The 19,820-nt window shown below is 46.1% G+C and carries 19 protein-coding genes; 8 read left to right on the top strand and 11 right to left on the bottom strand.

What is annotated here, in order from left to right; all coding sequences use genetic code 11:
- Positions 1-44: 44 nt before the first annotated feature.
- The 4 genes from QUA36_RS19025 to QUA36_RS19010 form a co-directional block, all read right to left on the bottom strand.
- Positions 45-1,106, bottom strand: coding sequence for a pentapeptide repeat-containing protein (locus QUA36_RS19025; RefSeq protein WP_333458731.1), 1,062 nt, complete (start codon positions 1,104-1,106; stop codon positions 45-47).
- Between the two features lie 1,490 nt (positions 1,107-2,596).
- On the bottom strand, positions 2,597-3,823 hold the full coding sequence (locus tag QUA36_RS19020) for a histidine kinase (protein ID WP_333162087.1): 1,227 nt from the start codon (positions 3,821-3,823) through the stop codon (positions 2,597-2,599).
- Between the two features lie 397 nt (positions 3,824-4,220).
- Positions 4,221-4,703, bottom strand: a complete 483-nt coding sequence (locus tag QUA36_RS19015; protein WP_333451449.1) for a BON domain-containing protein — start codon at positions 4,701-4,703, stop codon at positions 4,221-4,223.
- Between the two features lie 467 nt (positions 4,704-5,170).
- Positions 5,171-5,725, bottom strand: coding sequence for a hypothetical protein (locus QUA36_RS19010; RefSeq protein ID WP_333162083.1), 555 nt, complete (start codon positions 5,723-5,725; stop codon positions 5,171-5,173).
- Positions 5,726-5,794: 69 nt separating this feature from the next.
- Between QUA36_RS19010 and QUA36_RS19005 the strand changes: the two genes are divergently transcribed.
- Both QUA36_RS19005 and QUA36_RS19000 read left to right on the top strand, forming a co-directional pair.
- The gene (locus QUA36_RS19005) at positions 5,795-7,222 is read left to right on the top strand and encodes an S-layer homology domain-containing protein (RefSeq protein ID WP_333458730.1); all 1,428 of its coding nucleotides are present in this window, start codon (positions 5,795-5,797) and stop codon (positions 7,220-7,222) included.
- A gap of 540 nt (positions 7,223-7,762) precedes the next feature.
- A complete protein-coding gene (locus QUA36_RS19000) occupies positions 7,763-8,674 on the top strand; it encodes a histidine kinase (RefSeq protein ID WP_333458729.1) in 912 nt (303 codons plus the stop codon).
- Positions 8,675-8,867: 193 nt separating this feature from the next.
- Here the strand turns inward: QUA36_RS19000 and QUA36_RS18995 are convergent, their stop codons facing one another.
- From QUA36_RS18995 to QUA36_RS18985, 3 genes are all read right to left on the bottom strand, one after another.
- A complete protein-coding gene (locus QUA36_RS18995) occupies positions 8,868-9,002 on the bottom strand; it encodes a hypothetical protein (RefSeq protein ID WP_333162078.1) in 135 nt (44 codons plus the stop codon).
- A 342-nt stretch (positions 9,003-9,344) separates the two neighbouring features.
- The gene (locus QUA36_RS18990; protein WP_333458728.1) at positions 9,345-10,115 is read right to left on the bottom strand and encodes a methyltransferase domain-containing protein; all 771 of its coding nucleotides are present in this window, start codon (positions 10,113-10,115) and stop codon (positions 9,345-9,347) included.
- A gap of 99 nt (positions 10,116-10,214) precedes the next feature.
- Entirely contained in the window at positions 10,215-10,703 is a 489-nt protein-coding gene (locus QUA36_RS18985) for a GNAT family N-acetyltransferase (RefSeq protein WP_333162074.1), read from the bottom strand.
- Positions 10,704-10,813: 110 nt separating this feature from the next.
- Between QUA36_RS18985 and QUA36_RS18980 the strand changes: the two genes are divergently transcribed.
- From QUA36_RS18980 to QUA36_RS18970, 3 genes are all read left to right on the top strand, one after another.
- Positions 10,814-11,695, top strand: coding sequence for a LysR family transcriptional regulator (locus tag QUA36_RS18980; RefSeq protein ID WP_333458727.1), 882 nt, complete (start codon positions 10,814-10,816; stop codon positions 11,693-11,695).
- 204 nt (positions 11,696-11,899) lie between these two features.
- Positions 11,900-12,826 (top strand): geranylgeranyl diphosphate synthase CrtE, encoded by a 927-nt coding sequence (gene crtE, locus QUA36_RS18975; protein ID WP_333458726.1) that lies wholly within the window; start codon positions 11,900-11,902, stop codon positions 12,824-12,826.
- A gap of 14 nt (positions 12,827-12,840) precedes the next feature.
- Positions 12,841-13,299 carry a divergent PAP2 family protein gene (locus tag QUA36_RS18970; protein ID WP_333162069.1) on the top strand — a complete coding sequence of 153 codons (459 nt, stop codon included), beginning with the start codon at positions 12,841-12,843 and terminating at the stop codon, positions 13,297-13,299.
- Between the two features lie 53 nt (positions 13,300-13,352).
- Here QUA36_RS18970 and QUA36_RS18965 read toward each other — a convergent pair whose 3' ends face one another.
- Positions 13,353-13,856 (bottom strand): YbjN domain-containing protein, encoded by a 504-nt coding sequence (locus tag QUA36_RS18965; protein WP_333458725.1) that lies wholly within the window; start codon positions 13,854-13,856, stop codon positions 13,353-13,355.
- A gap of 956 nt (positions 13,857-14,812) precedes the next feature.
- Here QUA36_RS18965 and QUA36_RS18960 point away from each other — a divergent pair.
- The 3 genes from QUA36_RS18960 (at position 14,813) to QUA36_RS18950 (ending at position 17,309) form a co-directional block, all read left to right on the top strand.
- Complete coding sequence (locus QUA36_RS18960) at positions 14,813-15,463, top strand: hypothetical protein (RefSeq protein ID WP_333458724.1); 651 nt, start codon at positions 14,813-14,815, stop codon at positions 15,461-15,463.
- A 608-nt stretch (positions 15,464-16,071) separates the two neighbouring features.
- Positions 16,072-16,512, top strand: coding sequence for a hypothetical protein (locus tag QUA36_RS18955; protein WP_333458723.1), 441 nt, complete (start codon positions 16,072-16,074; stop codon positions 16,510-16,512).
- A 182-nt stretch (positions 16,513-16,694) separates the two neighbouring features.
- A complete protein-coding gene (locus tag QUA36_RS18950; protein ID WP_333458722.1) occupies positions 16,695-17,309 on the top strand; it encodes a hypothetical protein in 615 nt (204 codons plus the stop codon).
- 508 nt (positions 17,310-17,817) lie between these two features.
- Here the strand turns inward: QUA36_RS18950 and QUA36_RS18945 are convergent.
- The 3 genes from QUA36_RS18945 to QUA36_RS18935 form a co-directional block, all read right to left on the bottom strand.
- Positions 17,818-18,720, bottom strand: a complete 903-nt coding sequence (locus tag QUA36_RS18945) for a ferritin-like domain-containing protein (protein ID WP_333458721.1) — start codon at positions 18,718-18,720, stop codon at positions 17,818-17,820.
- 310 nt (positions 18,721-19,030) lie between these two features.
- Positions 19,031-19,264 (bottom strand): hypothetical protein, encoded by a 234-nt coding sequence (locus tag QUA36_RS18940; protein ID WP_333162062.1) that lies wholly within the window; start codon positions 19,262-19,264, stop codon positions 19,031-19,033.
- The gene (locus QUA36_RS18935; protein ID WP_333458720.1) at positions 19,261-19,590 is read right to left on the bottom strand and encodes a hypothetical protein; all 330 of its coding nucleotides are present in this window, start codon (positions 19,588-19,590) and stop codon (positions 19,261-19,263) included. Before QUA36_RS18935 ends, QUA36_RS18940 begins: the two co-directional genes overlap by 4 nt.
- Positions 19,591-19,820: the final 230 nt, after the last annotated feature.

The following is a 19,820-nucleotide window of genomic DNA, read 5'->3' as shown; positions in this document are numbered from 1 at the left end:
TTCTTTAACTTAAAACTCAAAACTTTTTTCCCTTAATCAACTTATCAATCCCGGCTGTGAGTAGCTCCATTCGGCAAAATCGCCCCGCCCAAAGCTGCTTCATTCAAATTATCAACATTCAAGCTGGCCCCAATCAAATTAGCCTCCGACAAATTAGTTCCTGTCAAATTCGCCCCTGTCAGAGAGCTCAGCAGTAAACCCGCTCCCGACAAATTGGCGTGACTCAAATTCGCCCCCCGCAAATCCGCTTCCAGCAAGCTAGCACCTGCCAAATTTGCACCGCTCAAGTTAGCTCCCCGCAAAGAAGCTTTGTTCAAATTCGCAGCCCTCAAATCAGCATTGTGCAGAATCAAACCATTTAAATTAGCTTTACTCAAATTAGCTCCCTGCAAGTCGGCACCGCTCAAATTAGAACCATTGAGATTGGCCGATTGCAAGTCAGCGCCGCTCAAGTCAGCACCGCTCAAATTAGCAGCGCTAATAGAAGCCTCCCGCAGACTTGCTTCGCTCAAACAAGCCCCAACCAAATTGACGCCGCTGAGATTTCCGCGATTGAGATAAGCCCGGGTTAAAGTTGCTCCGCTCAGATTTGCCCCGGTCAAATCTACCTCGCTGAGAATCGCTCTCGTCAGATTTGCTCTACTTAAGTCAACCCCGCTCATAATTGCTCGGCTCAGCGTCGCCCCGCTCAAATTAGCCTCCGTTAGTTTTGAGCCGCTTAGCAAACAAGCTCCTACTAAACTCGCTCCCGTCATCACAGCTTTGCTCAAGTCAGCCTGAGACAATATTGCTCCGCTGAGATTTGCCCCGCTAAAATCTGCAGAGATCGCCACAGTTCCAGTTAAACTAGAACTCCCCAGGTTAGCTTCAATTAATTTCGCCTTAGACAAATTGGCCCCGCTCAAGTCGGCGGCGTTTAAATTAGCTCCAATCAGTTTGCTTCTAATTAACTTGGCACCTTTCAAATTAGCGTTGCTCAAATTTGTTCGACTAAGATTAGCTTCACTTAAATGAGCTGCAATGAGGTTAGCTCCTCGAAAATCTCGTTCCCCGTTTCTATGTCTAATTAAAAGTTCATCGGCACTTAAAAGTTCAGTGAAATTCATAAAAAAAATTGAGTGAGTTTCCTTAATTTCTCGATGTTCTATGTTGTGTGAAAGTTTCTACTATCGTGTTTGCCAGTCAGTTTTTAAAACTTAAACTGCCACCTTGACAATTGTCAAAACTGCTTGATTTCTACCATCACCCTGCTCACCTAGTTATAATGTACGAAAATAAACCTGGTTCTGGTATAATCTGATGAGGTTTGCTAGCGCGGAAGTTATTAAAAAAAACGCATTTCTAGCCGCCTGTAAGTCCTGTAAGTATTATTTTGCTAGTAATTAGTTGGCGGTTGATATGAGTTGTTAATAATTAGTTGTATTTGTACTAACTGTAACCACTAAATATTACCTGCTAACTCTTTACCAAAATACCGAGAAGTTGTCGATCGATCTTGTCAAGGTCGATCGAATATTTGGGGTATTGGGGGTGGCATCCGCACCGCATTCTGACCCGAAAATTTGCCAGTACAGGCGATCGAATTTATGAGTGCAATCAAGAAAGAAGATATCGGAGCTTCAACCCCTAATGCCTTCTAAATAAGTGCTTTCTACCTTCGATGAACCCGGACGGCAGCGCCAGGCCAGCTCAGCTAGTGTCACCTCCCCCCACTGTGCTCCGTGCCAGTGAAAACCAACAGGAAGGCTGTTTCCCTCGGCGTGCTGAGCGAGTCGCCGGCGAAGCAAGCAATACGCTGTGCTGAGCCTGAGATTGCGCGAAAAAATGGCTCGCGAGTCGTTCCCCTATTCCCGCGCTGCTGTGCTTGCTGTTAATGTTTTCTTGATCCATGAGCGCTTGCGGTTCTAATTTACAGAACACTCGACACCAGACGCGCTCCCGGACATAAAAGCTGTTCCTGGGCTTCTCAAATGCTTCTCTGAGGCATTCCCAGAAAAACTGTATTCATGCCGCAGGTCTTGCCAACAGCAATTGGGCTGCTACAGCCAAGCAATGACCAGCCTAAGTCTGGCGGGAAAGCGACGACAATATTATTCTAATAGTTGCCGACCACTGCATGCCGTACTCGGCGCGCGGGACTGGCTACTTCACCTGTATAAGTTGCTGAAATTAGCTACCCATAATTAAAGATAGTCGCTCTTTGACTAACTGGGCAATATCTGTCGTAATTTAGGTCATTAAATTTGATAATACTGCGGGGTTTAAAATCGAGCAGTAGTGAGTGTTACAGACTAAAAAAACGCTGCGGATTTCTGCTGTAAAATTTCAGGGAGCCGATCGATCCTCCGGCGCAAAGTCCAGCTCACGGATTGAACCCCTAATCAAAATTAAACTTTTGAGAGGTGGCGTTTTTAGGTTTCCAGAACAAAACAAAAGCCGGCTTTCAGGGAAAAAGCCGACTTTTGAGATAATTTTACCGACGAAGCATAAAACCGCTAGGTCGCCGCTGTTGGTTGCATTACTTTCCACAATCCGAGTGCGCCAGTGTGACTAGCCTGGTGAAAGTAGAAACAATGCCCAAACAAAGTCTGAATTATTAAACCCGACGGTTGCCGGTAACGCCCTGATTGGGATCGTAAATACCAGGCGTAGTATCAACCCCTGGAGTGCCAGGAGCGCCGTAATCAGCCCGAGCACTATCGACGCTGGGATAGTCGTAGGTGTTCCAATGTTGAATACCTCCGCGACTCAGGATGCTTTCGGCTTGAGCGACTTCTGTTTCGCTGCCGTCAACCAGTACCAAGTAATCTCCTCTCGCCACGCGATCGTTGTATACTCTAGCTTCCTCTTCGGGAATTCCCATACCGACTAAAGCTCCGATCAAGCCACCTGCTGCCGCACCCAAAGCTGTACCGGCGAGTGTAGTGGCGATCGCCGTAGCTGAGGCTCCTGCCAGCATAATCGGCCCGATGCCCGGAATTGCCACTAGACCCAGACCTACCAACAAGCCTGTCAAACCGCCCAAAGTGCCACCCGTGAGGGCGCCTTTTGTGGCCCCTTCATCGGCCTTGTTGTCCGTGCTGTCGTGCACGTCAATGCCTGCGATGTCCCCTTTCGAGTCAGCATCCTTAGCGATGACCGAAACCCGATTCATGTCGAAACCGGCAGTTCTCAGTTCTCCCAGCGCGTGTTCCGTCTCGCGGCGGGTTGAAAATACTCCCACGGCGCGCTTCTGGCGACCCGAAGCTCTGCGGCCGGTGTCTGCCGGCACATCGTAAATGCCCCAATCCTGAATGCCCCGCACAGTCATAATTCCTTCGGCTGTGGCAAGTTCGGCATCTGTTCCTTCTACGAATACCAAATATTCTCCGCGCGAGACGCGATCGTTATAAACCTTAGCTTTTTCTTCGGGAACTCCCAAGCCGACCAAACCGCCTACCAAACCGCCTGCTGCTGCCCCAATCGCGCCTCCGATTACAGTATCTGCCAGCAGAGTTGCGATCGCGCCCCCCGCCATCACCGGGCCAACTCCCGGAATCGCCAGGGCCCCAATGCTTCCGAGTAACCCAATCAAACCGCCCGTCACGACTCCCGCTGTCGCGCCTGCTTTGGCGCCGCCGGCCACTTGGTCGTCGGTATCCTTACCAGTACCAGTACCAGTACCAGTGCTAGCGCCCGCAATTTTGCTGCGATCGAGATTTTCGCCAACTACCGAAACTTTATTCATCGGAAACCCGGTACTTTGCAGTTCCATCAGGGCTAGTTCCGTATCTCGATAACTAGAAAATGCTCCTACAGCTCGCTTGTGTTGACCTAAAGCCATTTTTTTTCTCCTGGAAAATATACTACTTTTACACAACCACAGAATTTATGCTCTGCCATCAATCACATTTAGTCATTTTTTCCCAACAATTTTCATCGGTCGCTGGGAATAAATTCCCGCTCTATCTTCAGGTTGGTTTCCCACTAATTCTCCGGGATGGAAATCGGAAATTGGGAAGGGGAAGTTGCAGGTATTGCGCGAGTTTTGAATGGCTGAATTTAAAATTCAATTTAAACTCTTTCACTTAAAATCCCGCTCTTCCTTGATAGTCACCTAAGCCTTGCAATCTGCTCCGCAAGCAATTTTACAATGCCAAACTTTACCCTCTTCCCTCAGACTTCTCTCTTAGATAACTACATCTTTCTCCCTTCTTTCCCTCGGAATTCTTCCGGCTAATTTATTGATTACTGCTAGGCGATGCGGGTGCAGCGGGGGCGACAACAGCCGTAACATTGACATTTTTAACACCCTTAATCTCTTTAGCTAGTGGCTCAATTTTAGCTAAATCAGTTTGATTGGGAACTGTGCCACCTACGGTGACAAGCCCGTCTTTTGCCTCAACAGTTAGCTGACCTTTAGTGATGTTTACTTCTAACTTGGACCGCACTTCACTTTGCAGGTCGCTATCAGCTCTAATTGCATCGCCTCCCGTCACATTGTTGCGCTGTTCTCTGGCCCTGATATCAGAATTTGCTTGGTTTTGGCGAATCTGGCTAGTGGCGTCACCCTGAGTTTTTTGAACAGTATCGGCTGGGGGCGGGGTAGTGGTATTTCCTGTGGGAGAACTAGGAGAATCAGCGCTAGTTTTAGCCACGTCGCTGCAAGCAGCAGCTCCAAATAATAGGATGCTGCTGAGGAGAATTGGTGTTAATTTGTTCATAATAGGTTAATACCCTCCGGGTAAGCTTTCAATGAGGCTGACTTGGTTGAGCCAGATGGGAGCCAGATGGAGCAAGACAGCATCTTTACTTGTGCTTTCTGCGATTTAAAAATCCTTATCTCAAATATATAAACTTGAGGAAGTATCTACATCGCTCCACGGGTGTAAAATTTATCTATGCCGTTAGATAGAGTACAAGAAATACAATAAGGTACTAAGTCAAATTTAGCGTAATTTAGTTCTGACTAGATTCTTCCTCAAAAACGCGGTTGATGGGCATCTTTTTTGTTGCCCAAGCCAATATTTTCCTAAACACCCAGTTGCCAAGCATTAAGTTTTATTAATAAATTCGAGCGCCATTCCCAACTTATTTTTCTCTCTTCCCGGGAATCTGTGATTTATTCGCTCAACATCTCTCCGTTAAATCTGTTAAATCTCGTACACTACTCATTGCCAAACTTCCTGCTTCAAAACAAACGAAAAGAGTCGAGAAATTTTTTAGCATTTTCTGGTTCTGGGGTAGTGGCAACCAGCCCATAAACGCGGGTTTCCACCAAAAAAACTTGACCTACACCTATCGGTTCAGTGGGGGAAAGCGGCTGAAACTCAAACTCTTTTCCCGGATAGCCTCCGAGGGAAATATCCCGCACTTGCAACAATTTAGCATTCGCTCCCACGACGAATAAATCAACTGCACTATTTAAAGTTATTCTGATATTATTGATATTATTGTTACTCAGCCGAAAATCTAGGTCAAAATATTGAAGCAAATAAGTTTCTTTAGTTTTTAAGTTCGATCGATATGTATGAGCAATAATTTGATTTGAAAAAATTTCGGAATTAATTTTGGGATTTCCCGGCATATCGATCGCAAACTGGCCCATCGCTGAGCAAAATGGCTGCCACTCTGGCGTCTGAATGGCTGTCCGCAGCGGGGCTGGTTGAGATGCAGCGGGACGGGCAAACTTGACAGGCGAGACAAGTAATGTAGCAGTAACTAGAAGTAAATACAAAAATTTCATTTGGGTAAGAAATATATTTGCCTGATCGATCTGCGCTAGCCTAGAAATATATCCGCAAAGGGGGGATTTATGCTGAATATTATATTTACTCAACGGCGAGGCAACTCTCAGGGGCGATCGCCAGCTAAAACCAGTAAAACCAGTAAAACCAATATACTCGCTGCTGTAAATACTTGGCTAGCGGTGTGTCTGCTGGCTGCTGTCACAGCTTGTGCAAACAGCCCCAACAGCAAGGCACTCGAAGAATCTTTAGCCGCTGATCCGCAATTAAAACAAAATCCAGTGGTTTTCTCTTCCCCGCCACCAGCGACAGCAATTGAGACAAACTCTACCGCCAAACTTCCTCCCGATTTCCCAACAGAGATTCCACTCTATCCTAATGCTGAGTTAATCGAAGTTGGTGGGCAAACCGATCCGTCGCAAAAAAATGTGCGGCTGCGCTGGGAAAGCACAGATCCTGTTAATTCGGTTCAGAACTTTTACTCCACAGAGTTTGGGCGTCGCAACTGGGAAATAGTCAGCCGTCCCACCGCCGAGGGACAAGGTTCTTTGGTAGCAACGCGAGATAATTTACGGGTAACAGTGTCGCTTTCTCCTACTCAAAAGGTAGGGGGTTCTACAGAATTTGCGATCGACTACAGCAAAGAAAGCCCCGAAATTGCCGCCAGTCCCCAACCTAATAATTCCGAGTCTAGCGCATCTCCAACCGCTTCACCAACTCCATCTAATTCAGAGGAAACTACTTCCACACCATCCGCCTCTCCAAAATCAGCAAAAGTTAGCCAACTAGACACCCAAATTCCTCAACAGTTGCGGCAGTATGTGGCTGATTTAAGTCAGTTGGAAGTGCTAAAAGTGCGATCCTCTCCGAGGGCTTCGCTAACGACAGAAAGTGCTAATTTAGAAACTGGCAACACTTTGCCCAAACCCAACAAAGTTATCACTCGCCGCGAATACGCCCGCTGGTTAGTCGCAGCTAACAACCAGATTTATGCTAGCCGTCAAGCCAAACAAATTAGATTAGCAGTAGACTCTAGCGAACCAGCCTTTTCTGACGTACCCAAAACAGACCCGGATTTTTCAGCAATTCAAGGTTTAGCAGAAGCCGGTATAATTCCGAGTTCGCTTTCAGGAGAAACTAAAGATGTGAAATTCCGCCCGGATGCACCTTTAACTCGCGAAACAATGATTCTCTGGAAAGTGCCTTTAGATAGTCGTCAAGTTTTGCCGACAGCTAACATTGAGGGAGTGAAAGAAAAGTGGGGCTTTCAAGATGCTTCTAAGATTGATTCCCAGGCATCGCGGGCAGTTTTAGCTGATTTTAACAATGGAGATTTGGCGAATATTCGTCGCGTTTTTGGTTTTACTACTCTGTTTCAGCCGAAGAAACCAGTGACTCGCGCCGAAGCTGCTGCTAGTTTGTGGTATTTTGGCGTTCAAGATCAGGGATTGTCTGCTAAAGATGCCCTGGAAGCAAAGTCTCCACCTGCTGAGTAGAGTTGTTTGGGGTGGTTAAAAGTTTTGAACACAGCATCTACTTACCAATACCTCAAAAACCGGGTCTTTTCTCTGTAAGCAAACCCGGTTTTTGCGTCCAACACTGAAGAAATTGTACCAATTTTTGATTCATCGGCGTGCGATCGCCCGACACAAAAATTGCAGCTTGAGTTTCTAGGATTTCGGTGAATATGGCTTACCGAGAAACCGACTTTTATCTACGAAAATGCCCTGTAAAACGCTAGGCATATCCGGTGAAAAACCCCGTTTCTTTAATTCCTCTGGGGGAATTCTCGTAAAAAATTATTTTATAAATTGTACATCGGCTTTTCTGTCCCTGTGACCTACCCTAGGGAATAGACTTTTTTTTCTTTAATCTTAATTTCTGTATCCTGCCATACAACCACTGCATTTGGCGGGCAAATGTTCTCCATATTTTCACTAACACTTTGTTCAAAACTCTCAGTAGGATTCCGGATGCGTTAGCGACCTTAACGATAAATGGAAAAGACTGTTTGAGTTCTGGGAGAGCGTTTTTGAATGTACGATATTACCTTATTTACCCCGCAAGACATGGCTAAATGCAGCTTAGTCCTGCGCCACTTAGGCAGAAATACTGCTAGTATGGAAGCCAGCAGCCAGAAAATTGTTAACTATATTTACCAACATTTTTGCGACTCGCAAACAGGAGAAAATACCTGTGCCTTAGTGCGTTTGTTCAAAACTCATCCCTACGGGGAATTAGAAGACTCATTGCAACAATCCGCCCGCCGCTTGATGAAGGGCAATTCTCCCGCCGCCGACATGAAATGTTGGACTCTGCTAGCAGCCGCAGGCACACAACCGCAGTGGAATTCTCGGCACACAGCAGTAGAAAATACAGCTATTCCATTAGTTAGCACAAAATTAGTGGCTCAAATGCCGGCGATTTCGGAAATAATCAGGCAGTTCGGTTTAGACATTCCTACATTCCTCGGAATTGAGCGAGAGAGGTTCTTGCAATTAGAACCCGCAGTATTAAATATTTTTCACGTATCAGAAGCAAAAGGCAGCCCCTTTATTCCTGAGCAAAATTCCTTAATTATCCCCTACCAAGTCAAGTCTGTCTTGGGATTTGGGGGACTTCTGCCGTCAGGAAGTGTGTTTGCGGTAGTGATGTTCCTGAAAGTTAAAATTCCCCAAAGCAGGGCTGAAATGTTTAAAGATTTGGCACTTAGTGTAAAAACCGCATTATCCATGCCCGACGAACAAAGTGTTTTTGACTATTCAGAAAATCCTACAAGTTTTGTTACAAATAACTATTTTGCCGAAACCCAATTACTGGAAAATCAAGTTGCCAATTTAATTCAATTGCTGGATTTTTCCGAACAAGAAATGCTCAGACAAGCCGCTCGGTTTCAACAGACAATTGACAATTTACAGCGCGAACTGGCAGAAGTTAAAAATAAGTAACAAGCTTTGAGAGTAAGCCAAAATTCGTTTACAGGCATCCTCACTATTTCCAAAAATGCTATTTAGCGCTTAGATAAAAATCAAGGAAGTCAGCGTTTTAATCAAGGGGAAGAACAGATTTAAACTAAGGTCTGTGTTTAGCAACCCGGTTTATCCATGAAACCGAGTTGTTGCGGTGTTTGCGGATACGAATTTACGATCGCACATTTTCCCGATCGAGTTTTTCGCTATCAGCCAACTTACAAATGGCTAGCGGCGCGCCTTTCTGCGGGAAATTGGTCGCACTGGCGAGAAGGGCTAAACGCTTTGAGCGTAACTTTTGTAGCATTTGCTATTTCCTTAAGTGTTAGTTCGTTTTTGCTTCCGGCTCCCTATGGAAGCGCCAACTTAGATTATTATTTGTTAAGGAGGAGTCTATTTTGGTTGAGGCTAAGTATCATGCCAACAATATTTTTTATAGGGCCGGCTTACCCCTACAAATATGACTGTAAAATTCAACATCCGAAAAGCCTGAGTCGTAAGTTTTTGGCAGGGGAGAATTGATGGGGCTCTACACAAAAGCGCAGTTACAATAGGAAAAGAAAATAACTGCTGGGACTAACGTGCGGCGCGATGGGGATACTGAGTGAACGAAGGCTACAAATCTCCCCGATTTGAAGCCTTATATTTGTCAATAGGAATTTTTGACAGCAACAACGCGAATTCGGCGATAATCTGCACTCCAATTACCATCGCGGTACAGCGTCGGCCACAAACGCTCTTCAACGGAGTTAATTACCTGCGATCGCACATCATCAGACAACCCTGAGAAAAACTCGCCAGCAAACATTTCAATCCAATTTACCATACCCGCGCTGCCACCTTCTAGGGGAGTCGGTCGATCGAACAAAACCGCATAACCCACATCAAATCCCTGCTTTTCCAAAAGCCCAGCATACTCGCCAATACTCGGAAAATACCAAGGATTAAGCGCTTGAGGATCCTCGCACCCAATTTCTGACAAAACACTCAAAACTGCCCGGACGATCGCCCCCACGTTCCCCTTACCGCCAAACTCAGCCACAAAACGCCCTCCCGGCTTCAGCGCTTTTTCCACACAATTAATCACAGCATCTGGCTGTTTAATCCAGTGCAAAACCGCATTAGAAAACACAGCATCTAACGGCTCTTCTACTTGAAAACTCCTCGCATCTGCGACAGCGAAGTTAATGTGAGGATAGTTAACTTTTGCCGTAGAAATCATCGACAAAGATGAATCAATACCTTGCACAAAAGCACCACTTTGAGCAATCTTTTCAGTTAACTGTCCCGTACCGCAGCCCAAATCCAGAATTTGTTCACCAGCCTTCGGAGCGAGTAACTCCAAAAGCGATTCGCCGTACTGCCAAACAAAAGCATGATTTTGCTCATAAAGAGCTGTATTCCAAGAATTTTCTGACATCTCTTCTCTTCTTTCCTCTTCTCTTTTCTCTATTATTCTCTTCGCGTTCTAGCGCTAACGCGCCGCTTCGCTAACGCGCCTTCGCGGTTCGTTATTAAATTATTTGCTAGCAAGCAGATTAATTCCATCCCCATCAATACGGCAAACTCTAATCTTTTCCAAAATCCGCGCTCCCTGCTTTTGGTAAAAAGCAATTCCCGGCGCATTGCCAGTATTAACAGTCCATTCAATCCGCCCGCAATTTGTGGACTCAGCAATTTGTGCCAAATACTTTAACAGCGCTGTACCGACTCCCATACCGCGCATAGGAGCTTGCACAAATAAATCATCAAGCCAAAGGCACGGCTGCGTCAACAAACTTGAATAGGAGGAATAAAAAAGAGCAAATCCTACGGCTTTTTCGGCAACTTCCGCCAACAAAACCCGCACTAGCGGAGGCTGGCAAAACAACGTTTGCTGCAATTTCTCTGCTGTTGCTGCTAACAAATTATTAGAGCCATCAAACTCGCTTTTTTGGGAAATAAAATCCACGATTAATTCCAAATCTGCCAGCTCTGCTTCTCTAATTTTGATATCCAAATTAGCCATTGTTTAATTCTCAACTTCGCCTATTAATCACTGTATGAAATATCATCACCAATGTCCAATATATGTTTGACTAACCACTTATACTTTTAAAATATCAATCATTGGGACTTATGGAACTTCGGCATTTGCGTTATTTCATTGCAGTTGCAGAGGAACTGAATTTCACTCGCGCAGCCGAAAAACTGCATATTGCCCAACCTCCGCTGAGTCAACAAATCCAGCATTTAGAGGCAGAGTTGGGGTTTCAACTGTTTCGCCGCACCAAGCGGACGGTGCATTTAACGGCTGCGGGACAGGTTTTTTTCGAGGAGGCCGGGAAAATTCTGCAGCAAGTCGATCGAGCAATTCAACTCGGCCGACAAACCAGTCGGGGCGAACTCGGCCAACTGACGATCGGCTTTGTGAGTTCGGCAGCACACAACGTGGTTCCAGCCATTTTGCAGGCTTTTCGCACTCGGTGTCCCGCCGTCAAACTCGAACTGCACGAACTGACGACAAATGAACAGTTGCAGCGCCTGCGGTTCGGGCAAATTGATATCGGCTTCGTGCGTCCTCCGGTTGAGGAAGAGGGGATAAATTCTGAAATCGTTTTTCGAGAACCGCTGATCGTGGCACTTCCAGAAACGCATCCGGCGGCCGATCGCACGCATCTTGAATTACGCGAACTTTCCACGGAACCGTTCATTTTATTTCCCCGTTCCCAGGCTCCGGGATTGTACGATGCGATCGTCAGTCTTTGTCAGCAAGCAGGTTTTAGCCCGATCGCAGCTCAAGAAGCAATTCAAATGCAAACCATTGTGAGTCTGGTAGCCGCCGAGATGGGAGTGGCGATCGTCCCTGAGTCGATGCAAAATTTCCAGCGCCACGGGGTTGTTTACAAATCTTTGCCAGAATCAACCTGCATTGTGGCGATCGCCCTAATTTGGCGCAGCGATCCAACGGCGGCGGTGCAGCGGTTTTTGGAAGTCGCCAGACAGCAGCAGCGGATTTGAGATTTGAGAAAAGAGATTGTAAATTTTAGATTGACTGGTAATTTGACAAAGTTATCAAAACTCAAAGATTTTCTGTGCAACAACACCCGTAGAATGATTAATTGATGCTCGGAGTTCGAGCAACTACCGCCGTAAAAGTCGGCACGATGCGACCCCAACGGCTCAGAATATCCCACATAACTATTCAGTACAAGAGAGCAAGGGATGGTATTGGCAACAGAAATGGGTTCGTCCCAACCGGAATCCTCTTTCGATTTATCTGCTTATCTAGTCAAGCGAAAAGAGGCGATCGAGGTAGCTCTAGACAGTGCACTCCCGGTCATCTACCCAGAGAAAATTTACGAAGCAATGCGCTACTCGCTGCTAGCGGGGGGCAAGCGCCTGCGTCCGATCCTGTGTCTCGCTAGCTGCGAACTGGCAGGCGGCACTACATCTATGGCAATTCCGACAGCTTGCGCTTTGGAAATGATCCACACGATGTCGCTGATTCACGACGATTTGCCGGCAATGGACAATGACGACTACCGGCGTGGCAAACTGACGAACCACAAAGTCTACGGCGAGGATATCGCCATTTTGGCTGGCGATGGTTTGCTGACCTATGCTTTTGAATTTATCGCCACTAAAACTGAGAACGTACCCCCCCAACAGGTGTTGCAGACGATCGCCCATTTGGCGCGGGCATCGGGCGCTGCTGGACTTGTAGGAGGTCAGGTGGTTGATTTGGAATCGGAAGGAAAGACAGATGTTTCTTTGGAAACTTTGAATTACATTCACGCTCACAAAACAGGCGCGCTGTTAGAGGCTTGCGTAGTTTGTGGGGCTATTCTGGCTGGGGCCTCGGCTGCCGATTTGCAGCGGCTGTCTCGTTTCGCTCAAAATATTGGGTTGGCTTTCCAGATCATTGACGACATTTTGGATATTACTGCTACCCAAGAAGAACTGGGCAAAACTGCTGGCAAAGATGTTCAAGCAGGAAAAGTCACTTATCCCAGTTTGTGGGGAATTGAGGAGTCTCGGCGCCAAGCTTCGCAGCTTGTTGCTGATGCTAAGGATCAATTGGCAGTGTTTGGGAGCAAAGCTCTACCGCTGCTGGCAATCGCCGATTTTATTACCAGCCGCAGTAACTAGAAATATCAAACACTATGCAGGAAATTTGCAGCAGCGTCTTAAACAATCATGTACTGGTGGTTGCTTTGCTCGCTTGTCTGGCGGCTCAGATCATGAAGCTGCCGGTCGAGTTGGTTAAAAATCGCAAGTTTAATCTTCAGTATTTGGTAACAACGGGGGGAATGCCCAGCGCTCACTCGTCTTTTGTGGGCGCTTTGGCTGCTGAAGTCGGACAAACGATGGGATGGGAAAGTCCGGACTTTGCGATCGCTGCGATCTTTGCAATTATTGTGATGTACGACGCAGCAGGCGTCCGCCAAGCTGCAGGCAAGCAAGCTCGCATCCTCAACCAAATTATTGATGAGTTTTTTGAGGAAGATCACAACCTTAATGAGGCTCGCCTGAAAGAGTTGCTGGGACACACTCCTTTTCAAGTGCTTGTCGGTTTGGGGCTGGGAATTACTATTGCTTGGATCGCAGGGCCTGCATATTAGTTAACTGTTAACTGTTGACTGTTGACTGTTGACTGTTAACTGTTAACTAATCACTACTGACCGAATTCTGCTTGCAGCAGGTCATCATTATCATCGGCGATCGTGGCGACAATAGTAATAACCCGAGAAATTTCCCCGGCCGAGATTTCGGCGATCGTCCGAGTCGATATTACCGCAACTTGATTGTCAACAATCGCAAAATGAGATTCCAAAGTAGACAGCCAATTCATTTCTAGAAGTTTCCGCATTAATTGAGCTTCATTCTTCGCCGGCAACTGCAGAACAAAAGCCCAAACAGTCAAAGTATCATCTTCGGTGTCGCCAGTGAGTTGCACGAACACTTCAACACTGCCGTACTTAAACTTCCAAAGATGTCCGCCAGCTTCATTTTGACCGACCATCACTTTTTGGTCTACAGCCATGCTGGCGATGACAGTTTCAATTTCTTCTGCATAGGTGACGGCTGTGGCTTTTTCGACCTGCTCGGAGGCGATCGCGCTTTCCCTCGATTCGCTTTCTGCGGAAGCTGTTTGTATGTTCGGCTCGCTGGTAGTCATGATTATATTTAGATGGAAAACTATTCTAATAATCAGTTTACTTGCTAAAGCTTAAAATTATGACTTTAACCCTCTTTTGTCACTCTGGGAAATTAAAAATGAGACCAAAATTTTCAACTGTAGATAGATCAAGGATTTGAGCATTTATTTTCTAACAGAATGGCCCAAATCAAGGTTTTTGGTAAAAGTCTTATGCTATAACCATCCCAGATTATTTTATGCCGAAAGTGACAAAGGAGGGTTATGCTGACAAATAGGCTATCTGCCCGCAAACCATTAATCTCCTCAGAGAATAATTCCTAAGCTCGGTTAAGTTCCCTATTGATTTAGGTAACTCCCCTAACCTTGCGAGGCTAGTGACAAAATACCTCAAATCAATAGTCCGGACAGTTTTCAATCACTAACGGCAGAATGCGGGTTTTAGCCTACTCAGTGAGGTCAAATGCTAACGGTAGAATGAGGGTTTCAGCCTCGGCCTCAAAAACTGTCCGGAGTATTGTCAAATAATGTTTTTGTGTTGTCAGCCTCGCAAGGTTACTGCGTAAGGGTTTGAGAATGTTGTATGAGTAGCCACAAGTTTAAATTTGAGGGAAAACCTCTGAGCCTCACAAAGAGCCTCTAAACATCTTGCACTGTCTGGGGTGTATCATAGAAGTTTCCCCCGCGAGTGGGGAAACAATTGAAGGGAAACTTGAATTCTAGTGCTAACCCTTTGCCCATTACTTCTTTAGCTTCCTAATCGCTGGGGAAACTAATTGAAGGGAAACTCATAGGTTAAGGAATTACTCAACGCCTAACGGCATCAGACTCCTCACTCGCTGGGGAAAGTAATTGGATGGAAACACAATAGCTTCCAGCAGCCAAGTTTCTACAGGCAGTAGAACCGCCTCCCCACTCGCGGGGGAAACTAATTGAATCAGAAACCAGACTTTTCAACGTACCCAAAGGGACAGAAAATGGTAATTCGCCACAAATTGATGTTGATATGGGCGCCACTGGCGCTTTGCCTGGTTCCGATTTTACATGGCTGCACAATTACGGGAACCACCGGCGAGACCGCCACTATCGCTTCGCCCGGCGTTGCTTCGACTGGCTTCGCACCGAACAAGGTGCCTTCAACCGCAGAGCTAACAAAGTTGACAAAAGAGAGCCTGTTATCGTGGAACGAAGCCATCCAAGCCAAGGACTTCACACAATTTTACTCGACCATTTCTAAGGTGTGGCAACAGCAAACCACGGCGGAGAAATTGACGGCAGCCTCTAAGCCGATTACCGATGAAAACGAAAATGGTACGAATATCGAACCCTTTGTCAACGCGAGGGAACCAGTCTTCACGGCAGCACCAGCAATAGATAGTAATGGTGTGCTTGTCCTCCAAGGCTATTACCCCACCCCACCTACCCGAACAAGCTTCACCTTAAAATACTTACGCGAAGCGGATGCCTGGAAGTTGCTCGGAATTAATGTCATGTTAAACGATGAACCCCTTGCGGGAGATGCTAAGGACGCGCCCGCTGAAGATGTACCCGCTGAAGAGGCGCCCGCTGAAGAGACGCCCGCTGAAGAGGCGCCCGCTGAAGAGGCGCCTGCTAAGGACACACCTTAACTCATGAACCTCACCAGTTTAAATGAGCTTATCCCCGCCTAACCTCTAGCAGGATTTTTTCGACGGGTTCTTAAGTCTTTGTCGAAGTGAAAAAGATTTAGAAGACCGTCGGAAAATAGCCACCACCTATTTTTTAATGTCTTACTTTTTGTCTTACGTCTAGTCTTACCCTTATCTCTACTCTCTAGCTTCTGATACATTTGAGTGCTGTCGATGTGAGAAGGGTGATATTCACTCACCCTCACCCTGCAACCTGCGCTCCCCTACCTTGCACCCTGAACACAGTGACTTTTTTGTCCTAAAATCCCAATTCAAAGATTGCTTTTTAGGATTTGATGTCGGGTTAGGCTATCGGAATGTGAAGAAATTGTTTCAATCCTTAATAGGGTTTTAGGTTGTTTCCGACCAACTGGCATCACTGTATATTTCACTCCTGCATTTTGCGTAGGCACTATTCACCCTCAAGCTGGTTATAGCTAAGTTCCCAAATATTTAAAAGTTCACAAAAACAGTATAGAGGGGGTATAAATACTTACGAAAAACCACGGTTGACACAGTAAAAAAACAAACATACAATTAAAAAGTTACCACTTAAAAAAACAAACAAAATGACTTCAAAAATTTGGGTTGAAGGCTGCAAGTATTCTGCTATAGTTGGTACCATTTTTGGGTTATTGTTACCCGGATTACCTTTGTTAGCTGCGCCTTCTGCTATTGGTGAGAACTTGAGTTCCACCTCTTCGGGAAATTTGTTGATCGCACAAGCTACCAGCCTTTGCGTGGATAATGACAAAATATATGAACACTTCTCAACAGCCAGCTATGAAATATCCATTTGTCAGGATGAATACGAGGTCAACTATCTAGTATATGTAAATAAGGGAAGTCCCGATGATTCCAATGTTCTTTTAGGCGTCGTTATGGGTGACGGAACTTATAGGGCAAAAGAGGTCACTGATAAGGGAACAACATTCCTGTACTCGGTGGGAAGTTCTTTTCAAGTAAAAACCGAGGATAGTGAGATCGTTATAAGCGAAAAAACCTTCTAAAATTAAAAAATAATAATAAAAAAGCCCTCTACAGTAAAACTACTGTAAATTGCTTTTTAAATTAATATTTCTCAATCAATTCTCGGAATTACTCAACGCCTAACGGCATCAGACTCCCCACTCGCGGGGGAAACTAATTGAATCAGAAATCAGACTTTTCAACGTACCCAAAGGGACAGAAAATGATAATTCGCCACAAATTGATGTTGATATGGGCGCCACTGGCGCTTTGCCTGGTTCCGATTTTACATGGCTGCACAATTACGGCGACCACCGGCAATACCGACACTATCGCTTCGCCCGGCGTTGCTTCGACTGGCTTCGCACCGGACAAGGTGCCTTCAACGGCAGAACTAACAAAGTTGACGAAAGAGACTCTGTTAGCGTGGAACGAGGCCATTCAAGCCAAGGACTTCACAAAGTTCCACACGACCACTTCTAAGTTCTTCCAAAAGAACATAACGGTGGAGCGATTGGCGGCCAGTTTTAAGTCGATTACCGATGAAAACGAAAATTTTAATATTGAATCCATTGTCAACGAGAGGGAACCAATCTTTACGCCAGCGCCAGCAATAAATAGTGATGGTGTGCTTGTCCTCCAAGGCTATTATCCCTCCACACCTGCCCGAACAAGCTTCATCTTAAAATACATACCCGAAGCGGATGCTTGGAAGTTACTTGGGATTGATGTCAGTTTCGCTAAAGTCCCTGCGGGAGATGCTGAAGAGGCTCCCGCTGAAGAGGCGCCCGCTGAAGAGGCGCCCGCTGAAGAGGCGCCTGCTAAGGACACGCCTTAACTCATGAAGCCTACCAATTGAAATGAGCTTATCCCCGGCTAAACCTCTAGCGGGATTTTTCCGACGGGTTCTTAAGTCTTTGTCGAAGTGAAAAAGATTTAGAAGACCGTCGGAAAAATAGCCACCTGCCTATCCGGTCTAGGAAACCTAAAGCCGTGTGTCACACGCTTGACACTATTTAATGACCTTAGCGGTTCTAATCTCTGGCTCAGGACATGCCCTTATCCCTCTTTTGTCACTCTGGGAAATTAAAAATAAGACCAAAATTTTCAACTGTAGATATATCAAGGATGTGAGCATTTATTTTCTAACAGAATGGCCCAAATCAAGGTTTTTGGTAAAAGTCTTATGCTATAACCATCCCAGATTATTTTCTGCCGAAAGTGACAAAAGAGGGTTAAATAACTGGTTCCGAGGCTATGCCAGGGAACCAGTATATCTCGCTTGTTGGCGGAGGCAGACGCAAGTTTGACTTGCAGAGCGGTTTCAACCAGGTTCGCGATCGTATTTAAGCCTTGGGCTTAGTCGCCGACTTCTTCTCAATGTTATTCAAGCCGTTGAGGAACATGGGCACCAATTTCTCCATAAATGCCTGCGGGTCGCGGTTCCAGGCGCGCTGAGCTACATCGACTCTGGTCATTTGCAGGTCGGGGGCCAGCAGGCTTGCGGGCAAGCGTTCCATCAGGTATTGCGGGCGTTCCCACATCGGCATGGTGTTGGCAATATCCACTAGGCGGGTGACGCGGCGGAGTTCTGCCCCCAACATGATATCCATTCCCGATTCAAAAGCTGCTTGTTCGATCGCCACATACTTGCGCTTTGCCTGTTCCACCTTCTGGCGGTGTTCCGGGCTTTTGGCAGCTATGGAGCCGAGCCAGCGGTTGCCCCAGCGGACGTGACCAGCTTCTTCGGGAAAAATCTTTTCGATGGTTTCGCGAATTTTAACATTTTCTGCGGTTTGGGGGGCCTGTTTGAGGGCGTGGATGTGCGCTGAGAAGTATTCGCAGCCCCGCTTCTCGGTGACGTTAATCGCCGCGAGGGAAGAAATTACGAAGTCTTCGCGGTTTGTGGTGGGGTCTTGTTGTTCCCTGTCATACAACCTTTCAAATTCGTCAATGTAGGAGACTCCTGGTGGCGTTCCCACATTTTGGCCGAGGTCTACCAGCAAGTCGGTGAGCCACATGGCGTGCCGCGCTTCGTCGGAAATGTGCCGAGACAGGTCGCGCACGAGTTCGGCTGGTTCCCCGTTTAGCTGTTCGATCACCTCGGTGAGGTCTTTGCAACTGCGCTGTTCGCTGTAGCGGTAGCGGTTGAGGGTGATCAGGTGAATTTCGCGATCGCGCACTACATTAGCTAAAATTTCGCGCGCTCCCATTGCGTTGCGAAGCTTGCGGGGATAGGCAACAGTCATGCTTTTATGTTGTTTTGTAAAGATACCTATATAAGTGTAACGCAGTTTTTTCGACAACCAATTACCTCGCAAGGCAGAAAGTTATTGTTTAGCACGGAGATTCAATTTTATACAGACAGTTTTTTTACTAGCTCAACAAATGACAATAGTTTTGAGTTGCGAGTCATACCATTTTAGATTTGAGATTTGAGATTTTAGATTAAAAATGAGTGATGACTATCAGGGTTTGGAGCTTTTATACAGTTACGTTAGTTTTTTAAACTGCTATCACGCAAGGGTTGCGCGGATCACAGAAAGCAACCTCATACACTCAAAACTTTTCAGGTTCCGTCGAGTCTTTTGCCTCAACAATAGCAGACTCTTGTTGAAATTTTCGCGCCTCTTCTACTTCCAACCTAGCCAGAGTTGTCGCCACATCGGCTAACTGTAAAGCCAGATTCATCCGACAAATCGGGTTTTTTTCCCTCCAGAGGTCTTTGGCCAAGAAATGTACTCGATAGCGAAACATTTTAATTGAATTTGGCGGAGTAACTTTCACGGTCATAGTCTTTCTTCGGTAGAAGTTTGAATGCGGAGCAGCACCCGTTCTAGCTCCAAGTAAACAAATGTCAGCATGATTACTTTATCTTCATCGGTGATTGTAACACTACAGGTTGCCGATCGAGGTTCAACACCTTCGTGCCTGACAACTACAGTATATTTTCCCTGGTTCAGGTTATCAAAATTCACATCTGCCTCAAACAGGTCAACTCTCTCCTCGGCCAGCACTCGTCCTTCTTGAGTTAGTAAAGTGACAAACGCAATGCCGTCAACTGAAGTCATGGCGACGTTACTCTGATTGCGGATCATCACAAAAATATCGGACATCATTTGGTCATTGGTAATTGCTAATTGCTAATTTAGAATGAGTGCATAATCTCACAAACAAAGGAGCATAAATACGGTGAATCATTTCAAGTTTTTGCTAACTTTGACTGTTAGTGCAGCGGTTCTCGGTTCGGAAAAAAGTGGGGCGCTAGCTACTATAGTCATTTCAAATAAGTATGAGACACTAGACTGCACAATAAGCACGAATAATTTCATCAAGAGATGTGCCAGGA

The organism is Microcoleus sp. Pol10D4 (assembly GCF_036701555.1).
In the GTDB taxonomy this organism is placed as follows: Bacteria; Cyanobacteriota; Cyanobacteriia; order Cyanobacteriales; family Microcoleaceae; genus Microcoleus.
The sequence above is the reverse complement of the archived record's forward strand: the minus strand, read 5'-3'. Positions and strand labels throughout refer to the sequence as shown.